The sequence below is a fragment of the Segatella hominis genome (genome assembly GCF_019249725.2).
Lineage (GTDB): Bacteria > Bacteroidota > Bacteroidia > Bacteroidales > Bacteroidaceae > Prevotella.
The window spans coordinates 422,406-442,585 of sequence record NZ_CP137559.1; the positions used below are offsets into that span (position 1 = coordinate 422,406).

The window sequence follows — 20,180 nt, forward strand, 5'->3', positions numbered from 1 at the left end:
CGAAAATCCTCAATAGAAAAACAGCATATCAACCGTCAATGGAAGATATGCTGTTTTTCTCTTTTTATTTATTCTTTTTATTTTATTTCTTTTATTTCAATCCATCAGCATCGCCGGTAGTTTTCAAACCATTGCTCTTTTCTCTTGGTGTGATATTGACATTCTTCACGATTGTGTTTTCAATGACATCCTTATTGAATGCCATTTTCTTATCAGTAGATTGGATGTTTTCGAAGGTGAAATCTACCAGACGGTACTTGTCGCTGGTGCCCACATCAAAGAAGTTGTCACAATCCATCTGGATGTTTTTGATGGTGATGTTGTTGCACTGACTGAGTGGCATATCCTTGCGGTCGCCTGGTTTGAAGAACTGAGTCCAAGGGCGGACAACCAAGAAACTGCCTGTGGTGCCCTGGATGTTATCTACCGTCACATACTCATAGTGCTGAGGAGTGTCAGGGCGCATCTTCAACCAGAGTACGCGCTGCGCATTGCCCACCTTGATGTTGCGCAACACGATGTTGCGGTCTTTCACACTCTCGCTGCCCAAAGTCAGACAACCATGCACTCTACCATAGTTGCAGTTCTGGATGAGCACATTATAGACTGGTCCATTCTCTGGTGCCTTGTCTGCCCAGGTTCCCTTACCGCCCTTGATGGCAATGGCATCATCATTTACGCTCATGAAGCAGCCTTCCACTAATACGTCGTGACATACGTCGATATCGATAGCATCACTGCTTGGTGCCTTCACTCCACTGGTAGGAGCGAAGATGGTGCATCCCAAGAAGCGAACATGGTCGCAACGATAGATGTGATTGGTCCAGAAAGGACTGTTCTGGATGTGGACATCCTGTATGGTCACATGGCTCGAATTGCTGATATATACGAGGCGTGGACGCTGGGCATCCTTGTTGGTACACTGGCGGTTCCATGTACGACGAATCCAGAATTCCTCCCAGTAGTGATAGCCGTTACCGTCGATAGTTCCTTTACCGGCAATGGTGAAACCATCACACTTGTCTGCATTGATGAAGGCAGAGAAATACTTGCAGGTTTCCCCCTCGATACGGGTTTCCAAGACAGGGAAGTTGGCAATGCGGTCACTACCTTTCAGTTTACCACCCTCTTCAAGATAGAGATGGGTTTTCGGACGGAAGAAGAGGGCACCGCTCTGATAGGTACCAGCAGGAACGACGATGACACCACCGCCATCCTTAGCAGCCTGGTCGATAACAGTCTGGATAGCCTGAGTCTGAATCAGGGTACTGTCGTTCTTGACACCATAATCGGTAATCACGTATTTCTTGCCAAGGGTATCTACATTCACCTTCTGTGCATTGCAGAACCATGCATCCATCTTCGTGCCGTCAGGCCAGAGTTCAGTCTGTGCCTTTTTCGCTTTCTTCTGTTTCTTGGCGGCATTGGCGCTTAGTGGCGCAAAAGCCACCAAGCAAGCCATCAGCCAAATATATTTTCTCATAACTTTTTTACCCTTTTACCTTTTTACTTTTTTACCTTTTTACTTTTTTACTTTTTTACCTTTAAAAGCTTGTAATACTCCGCCGCACCGAGCAGGAGGCAACCAGTACCGTAGTCCTCGAAGTCAGGAACAGAAGTAAAGGTGACAGGCTGACCTGCAGCAGGATCCTTACCTGTGCCCTGGTTGTATCCGATGAAACCATCTTCGTGAACCGATGCAGCCAATGCCTTCCAAGCTTTATCCATTGCTTTCTGATAGGTAGCTCTTGGCAGGATACCCTGCTGCACACCCCATGCCATGCCATAAAGGAAGAGACCTGTACCAGTCATTTCAGGACCACCATAGTTGGCAGGACAAACGAGGCTTACGTTCCAATATCCATCCTCACGCTGGCACTTCAATATCGCCTTGCTCATAGCGATAAAGTCTTTCTTCAGGTATAGGTAGTTCTTATCAGTCTTAGGCAAGGTCTGCATCACGCGTACCAATGCAGCATATACCCAACCGTTTCCGCGGCTCCAATAGCAGTTGCTGCCATCTTTCTCCTTGTAAGGTGGCACATAGTCTTTGTCTCTCCACCAGAGTCCTTCTTTCTTATTGAAGAGACCGCCAGCCAAGGTATCACGGCTCCACTTGTAGGAGTTCATTGCATAGTCGAGGTATTTCTTCTCACCGGTCAACTTAGCATATTTGGCATAGACAGGCATAGCCATCTGTATCGCATCAATCCATGTCCAGTATGAAACACGGTTGGTGCTCATCTGATGGTCGAGGTTCTCCTTTACCTTACTCAAATCCTTTTTGCCGCCAGTCTGGATATAGCGGTCGATATAGGTTTGCTGGCAACACTGGTTGTCGGCATCAGTATCATTCACGCTGCCACGGGCTGTCCACTTGTGATAGTCTGCCCAGCGGTCGGTATAGTCGAGGTAGCGCTGCTGAGGGTCTATCTCGTAGAGTGCCATCAATCCTTCGTAATATACGGCACGGGTCCAGAGGTTGCTCGTGCGTACCTTCTTGACATAGGTGTCGAGGGTTGGGTCACTGTACTTCGTCATGAAGTAGTTGTTGGTGCGCTGTGATACTTCCAGGATTTCCTTCTTTAGAGATTCCTTGTCAGATGCAGCTTTCACTGTTGCAACTTTCACGGCTGCATTTTGGGCAGACACAGAGGTCATGCCCATCAAGATGCAGAAGCTTGTCAGGATTAGTTTCTTCATTTGTACTCTTTGATTGATTATGTTCTTATTTTAAATTTGCTTATTTCTTATTGAATTTCCAAAACATGCGAAATGAAAATGATTAGAGTTGGTCTTTCAATTCCACGAGTTTTACCGAACTGTTGAGTCCGCTTGCTACAGGAGTCCATTTCTCGTAAGTGGTCTTCTTGTAGTCGATATCCACCACGTTGATTTCCTTCATCTTGCGCCATTTCACACCCTGTCGGTCGAGTTCTGCTATGCGGTTGGCAGGCAGGTTGGTTACCTCGATACGGATAGTATTCTTGCCCTTGTTCAGTGCGTCTTTGCAGTTGAGGATATATGGTACCGCCCATGCGCAGCCCACATATTTATTATTGATATAGACGCGTGCACTTTCACGGACATCACCTAAGTCGATAGCCCACTGTTTCTGTGCATCATCCTTCGACAGTTTGAAGGTGGTTTCATAAACACCTGTTCCCATCATCACCTTCGCCTTTTCGCTGAGATTTTCCCAACTCTTCAAGCCCTTGAGGTTGAAGGTCTCGCCCACCTTAGGAGCCTCCTCGATGAACGACAGCTTCCAGGTATTGGCGGTCAGGTCGATGGTCTTGCTGTCCGAAGCCGCAAACTTCTCCTTTTCGCTTACCTTCACCTTAGAACCGAGTTTCCATTCGCTTACAGGCTTATCCGAGGTGATGAGAATGCGGCTCTCGCCACTCTTCAGGATCACTTCGATGCCCTTATCGCCGATAGTGGCCTTGTGATATTTGCCCGTCATAGGGTTATACCAGATACCGTTCTTCTCGTTTACAGCCAGTGCTACGGTAGAAGTGATATCCTTGCCGGTGAGGTTGGCGATGAAGTAATGATGACCGATGCTGTTGTTGCGGCGAATCATCTTCAAGCCCAGGTTCTTTCTCATCAGTTCCGGTTTTGCAGCTTGTTCCATCGCCTTGATGTTGTCGCCCTTGATAATCTTGGCTCCTTGCGCCTTCAAGTCGGAGATATGCTGGATTACATCGCTTGGCATGATGTTGTTGCCTGGGATGATGATGCCCTTGTAGCGGGTACCAGCAGCAGTTTCGATCATACCATCTTTAAAGATACAGGTGCGCAGGTATTTGTCGCTGATGTAGTCGCAGTCGAATCCAGCCTTGTCAATGTCGAGAATCACCTTGATAAATTCCGGTGCTTTCTTCGCCATGGAGTGGATGTCGAATTGCATCAACCAGTTCTTGGTATCCTTGCGCCACATATCTCTTACTGGCAGATAGACCAGAAAGTCGTTGTCAGGCTGTCCCCACTGCAGATAGGTCTGGCAGTGGGTGATGTACTTCATCAGTTCCGGTGCATCGCGCCAGATACTGTTGGTCGGACTCATATCCACCGATGCATAGAACTTCCATCCTGGCCATGGGTCGTTTTTAGGCGAGTAGGCTGTACCATGGAAGAACATGTGGTTCACACCTGCGCAGAACATGAGGTCCATATCTGGTTTCATCTGACTCAGGGAAGTGCGGAAGTGCTCGGTGAGCCAGGTAAAGGTCTCGCTGGAGGTATATTTCTTGCCTGTGATATGGGCGGCAGATGGTGCATACTTGAGCATGCTGAGGTCGCTGAAATTAGGACGGGTCTTGCCCGGATCCTTGCGTAAGCCCTTGATGCCGAAATCAGTAAGACCGAATCCTTCTATCTCAGGGATATCTACGGCGGCATAACAGTCGATGAGGTTGGCTGGTGAACCATGAGCTTGATTGCGGGTGATGGCACCACGCTTGTTTGCCCACTTGGTCCACTGTTCGGTGAAGTTATGGAGCAGCATATCGCCTAATGTTTCACGGTAATCGCTTACCACCACGGCATCACCATCAAGGAATTCAGGGAACTTTTCCTGCAGTTTATATCCGTGCATATTCTCAAATTCTGTCAGCAGTTTAGGAGTCCAGTTGGCTCCATATACCTCATAACTATCATTGAAGAAGGTATGTGGATAAGGAGTCTTGTTGGCAACGAAGGCACTATCGATATGTGCCAGATAATTAGCCACGGCAGTGGAGTCAAAGTGGTCGATGACATATCCTTCTCCGCCCGGTGCAGCACGTTTAACTTTCTGTCGGGTGCGGCTTTCGTAGAGAGCGATGACACGCTTTTTCCTGTTCTGTCCCTCAACTGGATATGCCTTGATGAGTTTCAGCTTGGCAAAGTCACGCTCTTTCTGAGGAACGTTGAATTCAATCTCCATCAATTTCTGTTTCACGTCAACGATCGTATCCACGAATACAGCCTTGCAGGCAGCTTCATTGATAGGAACCCAAGGACCACCAAAAGGCCAGCCGGTACCAGTAGCCATGTCGGTTTCAATACCTACCTTCTTATTTTCTTCTTCTACGAATTTGAGCATCTCCATCCATTTCGGAGAGAGATACGGAATGTCATTCTTGTCATTTCCTTGCACGCCATAGAGTGGCGTGATTTCTACGGCTCCAATGCCAGCCTTAGCATATTCGTCGAGGTTCCACTTTAGGTTCTCTTTATCTACAGCAGATCCCATCCACCACCATCTTACGCCCGGTTTGGCTTCCTGAGTAGGGGTAGGGAGCGACAGTGCACCAGAATGCGACTGAGCCTGACTGCCGAGAGATGACAGCAGAGCCAATGCAAGGGAAAATCCGACAAATTGCGTTTTTAGTATCTTGTCCATATTGTTGTTGGTTTTTAAGTTTTCCTTATTGATTATTACTTCTTTGTTTATTTCTTCGGATGCAAAGATAGTGAAAAATACTCAATAACGTCTGTCTTATGGTCCTTAAAAATGTAAAATAGTACAAATATGTTAGGTGTTTTGCCAAAAAGTCAAGGAATCGCTAATAAAAAAGATGACCTCGCAAAACGTGAGGTCATCTTTTGCTTGTTATAGTCTTTTCTCTATCTTTTGTTTCAGTCTTTTCCTTATTCTTGTTTTTTTCTTTATGCTTTTTCCCAATCCAGCAATCCTTTTCCTTCATCATCCAGCTCAATTCCCAGTCCTATCACTTCTCGCTTGTCAGCCTTGAACGGCTCTAGATATTGGTTCGAGATGATTTGCTTGATGGCAGCTTCCTTACCACCATTGTTCTTCAGCTTTAATTCTATTACATAGATATATCTCGAAGTTGTGGCGAGAATATCAATTCTACCTGTGGCGAGCATGTGCTCCACTTCAACCTTCAGTCCGATGGCATTGAGGATGGTGCTGATGATGAGGCGGTAGCGTTCTTCCATATCCATGGAGGCAAGCTTCTTGTTGCTATATGGCACATCGGCAATGAGAGCCTTCATTGATTTCATGGCTTCAGCCAACTGACCTGTTCCTAACTGGTAGTACAGATTGGCTTGCAATGACTGGCTATCGCCTTCCTCTCGCAAGGTTAAGGCTGGGAGTACCATCTCATAGAGAGCTTGCTTCACTTCCTCGTTAGGAAATCCCAAGACGTAGCCGAATTCATCGCTGTCCTTGATGGTGAGATAGCCCGACTGATATAGGAACAGGGCAGCTCCACCGCCTGTTACATCAGATTGCTCCAGTATATTTCGCAGGATGCGGCAATGGTCGAAATCGCCTAAGCGCAATTCGGCATTGTTTACAAACTTAGGGATGAGAGAGGTGGCGCCCGATGCAGCCCAGAAATTACTCAATCTGGATTGCTGTAGTGCATTGACCAGGCTATAAGGATTATAGATGTCCACCATGTTTTCTTCTGAGAAGTGGTATCCGTCGTAATAAGCCTTTAATCTATCATGGGTTTCCTGTACTGACCATTTGTTACGTGTTGCCATTTTTTCAATTTCTGGCATGAAATTCTCCAAAATTTCCTCTTCTGTAATACCGCAGATTGGGGTATATTCTGGTAAGAAACTGATGTTGGAAAGATTGTTGAGTACCGAGAACAATGAAATCTGGGTGAACTTGGTGATGCCCGTGATAAAGACAAGCTTTTCGTATTCATCAGCATTCTTAAGCACAGAGAACACGGTGCGATATACTTCCGTGCATGCCTTGTGTTCCGGAGTCATCCAGGAGTGCTGTAGGGGTGCATCATACTCATCAATGAGCACGGCAACCTGCAGGCCGGTCTGTTCGTATGCTGCAACGATGATGTTCTTGAATCGGTTTGACAGAGCGGTCAGGGATCTTGGTGTGATGCCATATTGGACTTCGTATTTGGCGAAGGTCTCGTCAAAGTAAGCCTTGATGCCTTCGGGGGTGGCATCAGCCATGCTCATGTCGAGTCGAACAACGGGATATGATTTCCATTCTTTCTCTAATGACATGATTTTCAATCCCTCGAAGAGTTCTTTCTTTCCTTCGAAGTACGACTGTAGCGTATCGACAAGCAATGACTTGCCAAATCGGCGAGGACGGCTCAGGTAATTATACGTATAGCCGTTGGTTACTAATTTCCAAATAATGTCGGTCTTATCAACATAGAGATAGTTCTCTTCTCTGATTTTCTTGAACGACTGGATGCCTGCTGGCAGCTTTCTGAGATTATAATTTGTCATATCCGATACTTTTTGAATGTTCGTACTTACTTGACTTCTGCAGCTTAACTTTTTGCAAAGATACAGAGAAAAAATGGTTATGCCAAGAAAAACCGGTATAAAAATGCTTAATGGCACGGGAAAACCAGACTATTCTTGATACCTGGCAAACGCGAGGTATCAAGAAAAAAAGGTGATCATTGGCTGATGAACACCTTTCTTTTTGATGGTTCTATCTGAATCAGATATTTTCCGTCTTTATATTTGACGGGAAGGTTCTTGCCAGCCTGCCTTAGTTGTGAGTGATTTGTAAACTCTCCTGCTATTTATTCTTTTTATATGTAATCTACGATAAACTCGTAATATCCTATGTTTTAGTATTACGAAAAGCTCGTAAAACGTTAAAATATAGTTGAGTTTATGCTTTTTAACGTAGATTATTTTGTGCTTATACGAAAATTTCGTAGTTTTGTAGCGTGATTTAGAAACAAATATGTTGAAATTAAAAAATAAAGATAGAAAGATGGAAAAATTGACGAATCAGGAAGAAGAGATTATGCTTCGGATATGGCAGTTGGGGCGATGTGCCGTGAAACAGATTATGGAACTGTTGCCAGAACCTCGTCCACCTTATACCACTGTAGCTTCTATTGTGAACAATCTGAAGCGCAAGGAATACGTCAAGGCGAAGCGGGATGGCAAGGGGTATGTCTATTCGCCTGCTATCGCCGAGAGCGATTACAAGCGGAAGTTCCTGTCGGGTTTCGTGAACAATTACTTCAGGAATTCTTTCAAGGAGATGGTTTCCTTCTTTGCCAAGGATGAGAAAATCAGTCCAGAGGACCTCAAGGATATCATTAGAGAAATCGAGAGTTCGGAAGAATAACTAATAGTTCATTTCAAACAAAAACTTAAACTGTATGGCAATATATCTTATAAAAATAAATGTAGCCCTGATGCTGCTTTATGGCTTTTATCGCCTCACGGTGAGCCGCGATACCTTCTTCGGTCTTCGCCGCCTGACCCTCTGGCTCATCTATGCCGTCGCCTTGATGGTACCGGCGTTCAATCTGGAATATTGGGTACGCGATACCCCTACGATGGTGAGTATGGCGAATGTATATGCCGACACGTTTTATCCCGTGGTGGTTGTAAAGGCTCAGGCTTCCAGCATAACCTGGATGGATATGCTGCTGGGCATCTATTGGGTAGGAGTAGCCGTCCTCTCATTGCGGTTGGTATGGCAACTCTTCAGCATCATCCGCCTTGTGGTTATTTCCCGGAAGCAGGAGGTGGAAGGCATCACGGTGCATCTGCTCAAGGGCGAAGGGAGTCCGTTCTCCTTCTTCCGCTGGGTGTTTATGTATCCATCTACCCTGGAGGGCAAGCAGTTGCACGAGGTGATGGTTCATGAATGCACCCATGTTTCGGGTCTCCATTCCCTGGATACCCTCTTCTCCGAGCTTTTCTCCATCGTATGCTGGTTTAATCCGTTTGCCTGGCTGATGAAGCAGGAAGTAAGAATGAATTTGGAATATTTAGCCGATGAAAGTGTTTTATCTGATGGCAACGCGCGCAAATCCTATCAGTATCACCTTCTAGGTTTGGCATATCGACAGCCGAAGGATTCGGCTCAGATTGCTAATAATTTTAATTTATTACCTCTTAAAAAAAGAATTAAAATGATGAACAAACGTAGAACAAGTGAAATAGGCAAGGCGAAGTACCTCCTTTTCGCACCTTTGGCAGGAGCGTTGCTCATGGTGAGCAACATCGAGAGTGTGGCTCGTGAGATTGGCGAGCAGATTCCGGAAGTGGCCGAGGTTCAGCAGAAGGCTGAGCAGGCGTTGAATACTGATGTGGCTGTGGCGAATCCGATGGCAAAGGAAGCCATCGAGGTGATGAACCCAGCTGAGTCTGAAGAAATGGATGCTGAGAAGGCTGCAGAAGCTGAATTGTCAAAAGCTGAGGAAGCAAAGACGGAAGAAGCAGACAAGGTTGCAGAAGTTAAAGCAGAAGCAAAAGCAGAAGTGAAGGTGAAAAACAAGGCTCAAGCCGATACAACCAAGAAGAAAAAATCTTGGGATTGTATTCCGGAGACGATGCCGTATTTTCCTGGTGGTCGGGAATTGCTGCTGAAGTATCTGGCTGTTAACATCAAATATCCTGCTTCCGCTGTCAAGGCCAAAAAGCAGGGTCGTGTGATCGTAACCTTTATCGTCCAGAAGGATGGCAGCGTTACGCATGCCAAGATAGCCAAATCTATAGATCCGGAACTGGATGCTGAGGCTTTGAGAGTCGTGAGGGGGATGCCTAAGTGGATTCCTGGTACACAGTTGGGTAAACCTGTGAACGTAAAATATACCCTTCCTGTAAAATTCTCTCTTCAGAAAGATGCAACCCTAGGAAAAAAGAAGTAAAGTAGGGCATAAGTCATATAATTGTTGATTGTGCCAAATGTCATAGACCAAATATCAAAAGAATAGGTTGGGTATGGGGCGAAATGAGTACTTTTGCAGCAGAAATTTTAAACAAGCTAATAACAATAATAATATGAATAGTGTTTTAGAAGGTCGTCCTGCCTTGAAAAAGGAGGTCGAGAAGATTGCAGAAGTTGCTGGATACCTTTGGCAAAACGGTTGGGCTGAACGTAATGGTGGTAATATCACTGTCAACATCACTGAGTTGGTGGACGACGAAATCAAGGCTTTGCCTGCCATCAGTGAGGTGAAGCAGATCGGTACAGCATTGCCTGCCTTGAAGGGATGTTATTTCTTCTGCAAGGGTACTGGCAAGCGTATGCGCGACTTGGCTCGTTGGCCTATGGATAATGGTTCTATCATCCGTATCTTAGACGATTGCGCCAGCTATGTGATTATTGCTGATAATCCAGTAATGCCTACCTCTGAACTTCCAAGTCACTTGAGCGTTCATGCTCGTCTGATAGAGAAGGGAAGCAACTATAAGGCTACTGTTCATACTCATCCTATCGAGTTGATTGCCATGAGCCACAACAAGGCTTTTATGGGCAAGGATGTGTTGAGCAACTTGCTCTGGAGTATGATTCCAGAGACCAAGGCTTTCTGTCCGCTCGGTTTAGGTATCGTTCCTTACCAGTTGCCAGGCAGTCTGAAATTGGCTGAAGAGACTCTAAAGGAGTTGGAGGATTATGATGTAGTAATGTGGGAGAAGCATGGCGTCTTTGCTAAGGGTTTGGATGTGATGGATGCTTTCGATCAGATTGATGTACTCTCTAAGAGTGCTAAGATATATATCGACTCAAAATGCATGGGTTACGAGCCTGCAGGAATGAGTCAGGAGGAGATGGCTGAAATGACTAAGGCTTTCAATCTCCCTCGATAAATATCGCTTCAAGTCTTCATTATTATTTAAATTGTAACAAATATATAGTATCCTCAAATACATATATAAACCAAGATACATTTATTTATTTACATACAACTATGGTTTAGTAGATTTTAGTTTTGATGTGTTATGTGACACATGCTATAGGTTAGAATTTAGGTTTTAAGAGTAAAGATGATGCCCCCGGACATTGCGAAATGTTCGGGGGCTTGACAGTTTGCGAGCTAAAAACATGTTAAACTTTACAAATTGTTAGCTTAAAATTTGTAATTAAATAGAAAAAATACTATATTTGCAACATAGTTTAATAAAAACATTTTAACAACCTAATATAACAAAACGTATGGTGGTACTGGTTCATAAAAGGCTCCTGGTAATGATAGTATGCTTAGCATTTTATCAATACACTACATTTGCCCAGTCAATAACAGATCTACAAAATAAGCCACATATAGGTGACAAGATTGAACGTCAAGTTATAGAAGGTATATATTGCGGCAAAAAAGGAGACCATATTTTATGGGATTTCTCCAATTGTACGTTCAAAGAAGAAAACTCTCCCATACGGGTTTCTTCCGATTCTTTGGGATTCCATTGTTCTGAAGCAGGACTGCAAAGCTACTATCTTCTATCAGGAGATAGCCTTCTAAAACATGCCTTTCGCTCAAAACTAGAAGAAATAACATACAAGAAGCCGCAGATTGCAATGCTCTACCCTTTCACTTATAGTGATTCCATCTCTTCGTCCTTTTATGGCGAAGGAACTTTCTGTGACACTTACCAACTATCACATCATGGAACACGTACTATTATAGCAGATGCGAAAGGCAGCATCATTCTACCAGACAATAAAATAATAAAAGAGGTATTGCGTGTACATACCGTTACTTCTAACAATATTTTGCTGGAAGGCATGGACGCTAACCTTGTTGACACGGCGACAACCAAGCAAGAACTTGCAGAGGATTACCTATGGTATGCCAAAGGATGCCGCTACCCTATATTTGAATATCACATAAGCACAAGCTATGGAAATGGCAAAAAAATCGGGACGCAATCAGCAGCCTATTGCTATCTTCCAAACAACCTCATGGACAATGTTGTATCTCTGAAAGAAACACGTATCCCTATGGATTATAAAGTTTCACAAATGGGTTGTTCTATTCTAATATCCTATTCTACAAAGAGTGATGCAACCATTAATTTCATCATCACTAATACGATGGGAGTGGTATGTCAAAACAAGACATATAGCGGCAAAGCCGGTGAGAATCATAATGCTAGCTTCAACTGTTATGGTTATCCTAGTGGTGAATACATTCTATATGTCAATGTAAATGGCATAGTTAACAGCGAAAAGTTCCATCTAAAGTAAAAAATATACTATTATGAAACAAAAGTACCCAATACTCATGTCCATTTGCATACAGTTACTGTTTTGCAATATTCTTTCGGCACAGAACTACAACCTTAGGATAGATGGACTAGGCTCAAAAAATTATGTTCAGACACCAGAAATGAGTGCTATTAGAAAAGTAGCCTTATCTTCCGTAAATTATAGTACAGGAACTGTAGGTATCCGCATTCCTTTATTCAACATAGAATGTGGTGACTTAAGCCTACCGATATACTTGTCTTACAACTCCACAGGTATCAAGGTAAATGAACCTAGTGGATGGGTAGGTCAAAACTGGACTCTCCATGCAGAACCTATCCTAACAAGAAATCTAAGAGGACATTGTGACAATAATGGAGACTTCAATTTTTATAAAGACAGGAATAGTTATTATTGGATGCGCAAATACCTTGACAATAACATACTATGCACTGATGACATCATGCCAGATGAATATAATTTCACCTTGCTTGAAGGAGGAGGCATGTTTATGTATGGCAGTAATGAAGAAGGAAAAAGCAAATTTGTTTGCCTACCTTATGATGACATAGAGATTTCTGGTGGGGGAGAATGTATTTCTATAACAGATCCACTTGGTATAAAATATTCGTATAGTGGGGGAGTTGACTATTCTTTTAGTCCATTAATGTATAAAACAGCATGGCATGCTTCGACCGTAACGGCAGCCAATGGTTTAGACTGTATTTCTTTTAAATATAACAATATACAACGAGTAAATATAGAAAGGCATGAGGATCATATGGTTGTTGTAGATGATTACATCCCAGCAAACCCTTTTAACACTAGTGCTGGATGCACGAAATTTGACCAAATCCAAGCAAGTTGGCTAGAAACTAGTCCTGATGCAGAGGAATTATTCAGAATGCCAGTCATCTATCAGACTTTTGATGACCAAACAAAAAGTTACCAAATGGACGACAATCATAATTTGGTAGATGATGGAAGAGCTATTGACAAAATAAGCTACTATCCAAACGTCAGTTATGAGTATCAACACCTTTCAGAAATTTCTTTTTCAGGTAACAAGGTTACATTTACTGTTGATAATAATAAGAATTTATCCAGTATCACATTCATGAACAACAAAGGACAAACCGTCAAGCACTTTATATTAGATTACGAGTTGTCACGTGACAGATATTATCTTACAAATATCAAAGAATTATCTACAGACAATAAGGTTGTATCTTCCTACCATCTAAATTATAACCCTACAGGAGAGGTATGCCGTCCTGGTGGAAGAGCCTATGATTTTTGGGGCTATAACAATTCTGACTATCTGTATGATTATATATCTTTGGTACCAAAGATGAAATTATATACCCACAGGTATAACTCCAGTATGGAAATTGTTAGGGACAGTTTGACCATAGGCGGTGACCCAGATAACTGGATAAAGAAAGTTAGACATGCGGATGAATACTATATGCAATGTGGTATGCTGTCTGGTATAGAGCATCCTACGGGTGCAAAGGAAACATTCGTGTGGGAAGCAAACAAGGCAAGAATAGAAGACCGTTTCTATAATACAGAAAATAGTGTATTCAGAATCACAGAAGAATTAGATGGAAAGGACGGAATCTATACAATGGGAGGATTAAGAATCAAAGAAATAAATATTATAGAAAACGGTGAATGCAAATTAAAAAGAACCTTCAAATATGGAAAGAAGGAAGACGGCACTGGCACTACGCCCCTACGAGATGGAATCAACTACTTCATGCGCACCCAAACCAAGATTTATGACAATCAGTTAATTCGTCAAAACCTTGGTAAAAGCCAATCTAGATACCGCACCTTGAGCAGTAGCCCAATTATTCCATTTACCTATTACAATGGCTCATCTGTCATGTACGATATGGTAACGGAATACACCTATTCCAATGATGCACCTTGCTACAAAACCATATACAGCTATAAATTGCCAGAGCTAGTAGGTAACGATGTGCTGACAGAATTAGATGTTTGGGATTTCCATTTACATAATTACGACAAATGGTTTTCTGATTATCTTCGTTCCAAAGAAACATATGAAAAAACAAATACTGGATTCAAGCTCGTGTCTTCGGATTATTACGACTATGATATGAATTCTCATAAATCAAGCTATACGGTAAGAGGTTGGGAGTACAGAAATGATTTCCATGAAAATTTCTCTGATGAGGATTTCGATCTAATAAGCAATATTGCTTATTCATCATGTAAAGATTATTATGTTACTCCGAAGGCCAAACTGCTGAGGGCGCATGCTCATACGGAAGTTATGACGAATGGGGTAAGAATGAGCAATCTGCAAACTTATAATTACGACAACCCTTCCGATATACGAATGACCTCGCAGACAACAAGTAGAAGCGATGATAAGTATAGCATATATACTTCATATCCTTCGAGCATAAACAATGGTATTTATGCAGATATGGTAAAAAAGAACATGTTAGATTACCCAGTGGAGGAGCGAGTGGAGCGTAATGGTAAAGTCATCTCTGCCAGACTGATGACATATAGCTGCCAAGATGGTAGCTTTTATCCAAATAAGATATATACTTACACCCCTGGAGCATCGGCATGCGCCTTTAATAGTTTTGTCAAATATTCTGGGACTGAGATTAATAATCTGTATGTTCCACTGCTTGACATCGGATATAAGAATGGACGCATTGAACATTTGACAGACCAGCAAGGTATAACAACCTATTACACATGGGATACAACACGGCAGTACCCTATCCTTGAAAGAAAGGTTGGAGGTAGCGTGACACACGAACGTACATTTACTTATATCCCTTGCGTAGGCATGACTTCTGAAACCAAACCTAACAAAGACGTCATGTCTTATAGTTATGATACAGCAGGAAGACTGGCTGAGATAAAGGACTGCAATGGAAAATCATTGTGGAAATATCTTTATAGGTATATCTCCGGTGCTGCAATCAGTGGTAAAATGAACTATTAATTATCTAGTTTAGTAAAAAATGACCAATAAGATTCTTTCCACATTAGTATTACTTTGCACCTTGGCATCCCTAGATGTCAAGGCGCAGTCTGATGTCCATAATTATGTCATCAAATCCTCCATGTTGGACGAGCAAGGACTGAACTCCGTGACTACCATCGAATACTACGATGGACTGGGACGCAAGGAGCAGGTGGTCAGTAATGGAGTAAAACCAGAAAATCCATCCAAGACTCTGCTCTCACGCACCATCTACGATGACAGAGGCAACGAATGGAAGAAATTCCTGCCTGTACCTACCACTGGGTTGGATTATCAGACCAATATCTCTTACAAGCATGATGACTCAAAGGCATTGTCCGCCATAACCTATGATGCACTCGACCGCCCTGTTTTTGCCACAATTCCTGGCAACGACATGGGAGGAAGGGGAAAGAAGCATGAGTATCTGGCAAATAAGGCCAACAGTGTCAAGAAATACACAGTCTCGGATGATGGAACCTTGGCACAAAAAGGGTATTACCCTGAGGGTGCCTTGTCATGGGAACGCATCACAGACGAGGACAACAACATAACGGACATATACACCGACCTACTCGAGCAAAAGGTACTGGAGCGTCATGCCACGAGCAAAGGCATGGTGGACACCTACTTCGTATATAACGATTGCTCGAAGCTATGCTATGTTCTTCAGCCTATGTACCAACAAGAGGCAGACTTGGACAAGTTTGCCTTTCAGTATCGATACGACAATCGGGGAAGAATGGTCGAAAAGACCATCCCTGGTTGCGAGAAGATTACTTACACTTACGATAACGCAGACCGTATACTCACCATGCAGGACGGAGAGATGCGCAAGAAGGGATTGTCAAGGCATTATACCTACGACAGTTTGGGACGCATAAGCTCCCAAACGCTCTATCAGGGAAATGCCATCCACGGCATCGAGCAAAGAAACTATTACGACGGAGACTATAGCCTTATTAACGGCAATAATGGTACACTGACTGCGGAAGCAAGGAACATTCTTGCTTACTCTGGGGACATGAGTACCACAAGCGCCCAAAGAAATGAGTTGGGTAATACATTCGCTTGTGTACAAACACAGCTTGCCAGTGATGGAACGGAAATCGTAACAGCAATGTATTACGACCAGAAAGGGCGTGTCATGGAGAAGAATTCCAAGTTGTTGGACAATCATCTCCGACGTGAGCAATTCTCTTATACTTTTACCGGCAAGGTACTCACACATACCATCCTTGACTACAAGGGTGCAAAAGAAGTGTTTCGGAGTGTAACCACCAACAACTATGATGCGGCAACTGGCATTCTCACATCTATTGATGTGACTACTTCCGCCAACGGAGGAAACGAGGCGAAGAAACGAACTGCCGCTTTTGAGTATGATGACTATGGAAGAATTTACTCAACAACTCATGGCTCAGTCGTACAAAAGACGGAATTTAATGTGCGCGACTGGCCTACGAGACTTGCATCGGACAACTTCAACGAACGATTATATTACACTGATCAATTCTTCAACGGCAATGTAAGCAGAGTATATTGCACAGGTCCTTATTACGATTACAGTTACAAGTTTGACTACGACAAGTTGAATCGACTGACATCGGCTGATTACATCAACTATGATGAGAATGAACTGGCATGGACTGAGCCTGACTTCAGTGAATATGCGAGCTATGATGACAACGGAAACATAACTCGCTTACAGCGCATTGGCTTCCCTGACGAGCATGAGCCCACCACCTTCCTGGACGACTTAGACATGTCATACAATGGAAATCAACTAAGTGAGGTCGAAGACAAAGCAAACGACATCACTTACATGACCACTACAAACTTCATACAAAACAGCAAGTTACCTGCCAGGTACACCTACAATGCAAATGGTGGTATGGAGACGGATGTGAACAACGGCGTTGTATTCATGGAATACGACAACTTTGGATATGCAAAGGCTGTCTACTTCAAGAATGGAAGCAGCATCGAATATGTACATACCTCAGATGGAGAGAAGCTGAAGGAGACATACACTACTTCTGTCCCAAACATCACCAAGCCTGTCGGTTTACCATTCTCCCTTGCTCCTCCCGAGATACAAAGCGTCATCACCAAAGACTACTGGGGCACGGACATCATTTGCAAGAACGGCACACCACAGCAATTCTTCTTTGATGGTGGTTTTGCGAACATCAAGGGCAACGAGTTGTCGTGGCATTACTACGTCAAGGACCATCTCGGCAGCAACAGAATCGTCCAGGACGAGAAGGGTAAAGTAGAAGCTACATACAACTTCTATCCGTTCGGTGGCTACTTCGACCATTGCGAGGAACTATACACACACAATATTTCCCAACCTTTTACGTTTCAAGGTAAGGAATACACAGGCATGTACGGGCTTGGAATGTTCGACTTCGGGGCTCGCCTACATGCACCACTCATTGGAAGATGGACGAGTGTTGACCAACTGAGCGAGAAGTACTACAGCTGGAGTCCCTATGTCTTCTGCCTGAACAATCCTGTAAGAAACACAGATTCGGACGGTCGTATTGTTGAGACAGGATGGGATGCCGCCAATGTGGCAATGGATGCCACAAGCCTCATAGCCAATGCCGCAACGGGAAACTATTGGTCGGCGGCAGTTGACGGTGCCGCCCTGATATATGATGTAGCTGCTACTGCCGTACCAGGGTTACCTGGTGGTGCTGGGGCGGCATTGAAGGCCTATCGTGCGAGCAAGGTTGTTGTTCATACGGCGCAAACTGCAAAGACTGTATTGAGAGCTACAAGATATAATTATCGAAGTGTCTTGCAAAAAGTCACAGGTAAAATAGGAAAGGGCTATGAGGCTCACCACACCTTACCTCAAAAATATAGAACGAGATTTGAAAAATTAGGAATAAACATAGATGAGCCAGGCAATGTCGTTTGGCGTGAAGCAAATGGACATCGAAAGAAAAGCAATGCTTTGACTAGCGAATGGACTCGGTTTATGGCTAGAGGTAAGTCGCCAACAAAGAAACAAATTTATCAGTTCCGAGATAAAATGGAGAAAAAATATTTTGGCAACAAATATGACACTCCAACTAAATAATCTTAAAAACGTTATAAAATATGATTACATTTTATTATTTTACTCATCGCTTTAAAAGAAGTATGTTGGAAATTATCCCTACAGAACCTTCTTTTGACTTGTCATGGGAACACGTAAGTCCACTTTACAAAGAACAGTTTCTTGCTAATGTTACATTTTCTGTAGTAACAGGAAAAAAAAGTTATGATATTATTCGTGTTAACCAAGACATTGGAGTTTTCTATTCGAAAAAAATTATTAATGTATTGTCTCAATTTGTGGATATGTCTGACAAATGTTACCCAATAAAGATAGAGGGTCTAGAAGAGCAATATTATGTCATTTATAATTTAGAAGCATATCCTTACTGGAATAGAGATGAAGATACATTTTTGTATGATCCTTGCTATTTTGGGATGCAGGATCCTTCTACTCCTATTTTCGGTATTGAAGGAACATTGTTTATAATGGTATCGGAAGAAGTTAAGAATGCTTTGTTAAAAAATAAAGTCTCGAACATTGAATTGATAGAAAGCTTTGGCTGTTCCTTAGAAGAATACAAAGAAATAAAGAAATCTAAGTTTAAACCAGAAGTTCATGCTTACAGAGACAGATAACAAATATGACAAATAGAATTCTTTCCACATTAGTATTACTTTGCACCTTAGCATCCCTAGATGTCAAGGCGCAGTCTGATGATCACAATTACATCGCCAAGTCTTCCATGCAGGATGAACAAGGAAAGAACTCTGTGGTCACAGTAGAATACTACGATGGACTGGGACGCAAGGAACAAGTAGTCACCAATGAAGTAAGACCAGAAAATCCTTCCAAGACTTTGCTCTCTCGCATCATTTACGATGACAGGGGAAACGAATGGAAGAAATTCCTGCCTGTGACAACAATAGGGTTGGAGTACCAGACTAACGTCTCATACAAGCATAATGACTCCGAGGCATTGTCTGCCATAACTTATGATGCCCTCGACCGCCTAACTTTTGCCACAACTCCTGGCGGCGACATGGGAGGGCGAGGAAAGAAACATGAGTATTTGGCAAACAAGGCTAACAGCGTCAAGAAATATGTAGTCGCTGATGATGGAAGCTTGGTACAAAAAGGTTATTACCTAGAAGCGGCCTTGTCTTGGGAACGCATCACCGACGAGGACAACAACGTAACGGACATCTACACCAACTTGCTGGGACAAAAGGTGCTTGAGCGGCATGTCATGGCACAAGGGGCGGTGGACACCTACTTTGTGTACAATGACTGCTATAAACTGTGCTATGTCCTTCAGCCAATGTACCAGCAGGAGGCAGACTTGGACAAGTTTGCCTTCCAGTACCGATACGACAACCGGGGAAGAATGGTTGAGAAGACCATCCCTGGCTGTGAGAAAATCAGTTATACCTATGATGACGCAGACCGTCTGCTTACCATGCAGGACGGAGAGATGCGCAAGAAGGGCTTGTCAAGGCACTATGCCTACGACGGCCTTGGGCGCATGACGGCACAGGCGCTCTATCAGGGAAACGCCATCTACGGCATCGAGCAAAGGAACTATTACGACGGAGACTAGAGCCTTATAAGCGACAATGGCAATACTCTTGCTGCGGAAGCAAGGAACATGCTTGCTTACTCTGGAGTCATGGGCGTAACAAGTGCCCAAAGAAAAGAGTTAGGCAACACGTTCGCCTGCGTGCAAACGCAACTTGCAAGCGATGGAACAGACATCGTGACAGCGATGTATTACGACCAGAAAGGGCGTGTCATGGAGAAGAATTCCAAGTTGTTGGACAATCATCTCCGACGTGAGCAATTCTCTTATACTTTTACCGGCAAGGTACTCACACATACCATCCTTGACTACAAGGGTGCAAAAGAAGTGTTTCGGAGTGTAACCACCAACAACTATGATGCGGCAACTGGCATTCTCACATCTTTTACGTTTCAAGGTAAGGAATATACAGGCATGAATTTTATGATAAATCATAAAGGTAAGCCAACCAAAACTCAAGTGACAAATTTTCGAGATCAATTAGAAAAAAAATATTTTGGTAATAAAATTGGTGATACACCAACAAATTAAAATAAAAAAATATGTTTTCGTATTATAGTTTTAATCATCGTTTTAAAAG

13 protein-coding genes are annotated in these 20,180 nt (G+C 43.3%); 9 read left to right on the plus strand and 4 right to left on the minus strand.

What is annotated here, in order from left to right; genetic code table 11:
- Positions 1 to 91: 91 nt before the first annotated feature.
- The 4 genes from KUA50_RS01715 to KUA50_RS01730 form a co-directional block, all read right to left on the minus strand.
- A complete protein-coding gene (locus tag KUA50_RS01715; protein WP_256624311.1) occupies positions 92 to 1,483 on the minus strand; it encodes a glycoside hydrolase family 28 protein in 1,392 nt (463 codons plus the stop codon).
- Between the two features lie 47 nt (positions 1,484 to 1,530).
- Complete coding sequence (locus KUA50_RS01720) at positions 1,531 to 2,703, minus strand: glycoside hydrolase family 88 protein (protein ID WP_218457466.1); 1,173 nt, start codon at positions 2,701 to 2,703, stop codon at positions 1,531 to 1,533.
- Between the two features lie 82 nt (positions 2,704 to 2,785).
- Complete coding sequence (locus tag KUA50_RS01725; protein ID WP_218457465.1) at positions 2,786 to 5,389, minus strand: glycosyl hydrolase; 2,604 nt, start codon at positions 5,387 to 5,389, stop codon at positions 2,786 to 2,788.
- A gap of 266 nt (positions 5,390 to 5,655) precedes the next feature.
- Entirely contained in the window at positions 5,656 to 7,230 is a 1,575-nt protein-coding gene (locus KUA50_RS01730) for an ATP-binding protein (RefSeq protein WP_218457464.1), read from the minus strand.
- Between the two features lie 502 nt (positions 7,231 to 7,732).
- Here KUA50_RS01730 and KUA50_RS01735 point away from each other — a divergent pair.
- From KUA50_RS01735 to KUA50_RS01775, 9 genes are all read left to right on the plus strand, one after another.
- Complete coding sequence (locus KUA50_RS01735; protein ID WP_218457463.1) at positions 7,733 to 8,095, plus strand: BlaI/MecI/CopY family transcriptional regulator; 363 nt, start codon at positions 7,733 to 7,735, stop codon at positions 8,093 to 8,095.
- Positions 8,096 to 8,129: 34 nt separating this feature from the next.
- Positions 8,130 to 9,629 carry a M56 family metallopeptidase gene (locus KUA50_RS01740; protein WP_218457462.1) on the plus strand — a complete coding sequence of 500 codons (1,500 nt, stop codon included), beginning with the start codon at positions 8,130 to 8,132 and terminating at the stop codon, positions 9,627 to 9,629.
- Between the two features lie 133 nt (positions 9,630 to 9,762).
- On the plus strand, positions 9,763 to 10,572 hold the full coding sequence (gene rhaD, locus KUA50_RS01745) for a rhamnulose-1-phosphate aldolase (protein WP_218457461.1): 810 nt from the start codon (positions 9,763 to 9,765) through the stop codon (positions 10,570 to 10,572).
- Positions 10,573 to 10,951: 379 nt separating this feature from the next.
- Positions 10,952 to 11,950, plus strand: a complete 999-nt coding sequence (locus tag KUA50_RS01750) for a hypothetical protein (protein ID WP_318346063.1) — start codon at positions 10,952 to 10,954, stop codon at positions 11,948 to 11,950.
- A 13-nt stretch (positions 11,951 to 11,963) separates the two neighbouring features.
- Positions 11,964 to 14,948 carry a hypothetical protein gene (locus KUA50_RS01755; RefSeq protein WP_218457459.1) on the plus strand — a complete coding sequence of 995 codons (2,985 nt, stop codon included), beginning with the start codon at positions 11,964 to 11,966 and terminating at the stop codon, positions 14,946 to 14,948.
- A gap of 19 nt (positions 14,949 to 14,967) precedes the next feature.
- The gene (locus KUA50_RS01760; protein WP_218457458.1) at positions 14,968 to 18,063 is read left to right on the plus strand and encodes an RHS repeat-associated core domain-containing protein; all 3,096 of its coding nucleotides are present in this window, start codon (positions 14,968 to 14,970) and stop codon (positions 18,061 to 18,063) included.
- Positions 18,064 to 18,125: 62 nt separating this feature from the next.
- Positions 18,126 to 18,659, plus strand: a complete 534-nt coding sequence (locus KUA50_RS01765; RefSeq protein WP_118120481.1) for a hypothetical protein — start codon at positions 18,126 to 18,128, stop codon at positions 18,657 to 18,659.
- 5 nt (positions 18,660 to 18,664) lie between these two features.
- Positions 18,665 to 19,621: a DUF6443 domain-containing protein gene (locus KUA50_RS01770; protein ID WP_218457456.1), complete on the plus strand. Its 957-nt coding sequence runs from the start codon at positions 18,665 to 18,667 to the stop codon at positions 19,619 to 19,621.
- A 48-nt stretch (positions 19,622 to 19,669) separates the two neighbouring features.
- Entirely contained in the window at positions 19,670 to 20,131 is a 462-nt protein-coding gene (locus tag KUA50_RS01775; RefSeq protein WP_218457455.1) for a hypothetical protein, read from the plus strand.
- The last annotated feature ends 49 nt before the right edge of the window (positions 20,132 to 20,180 follow it).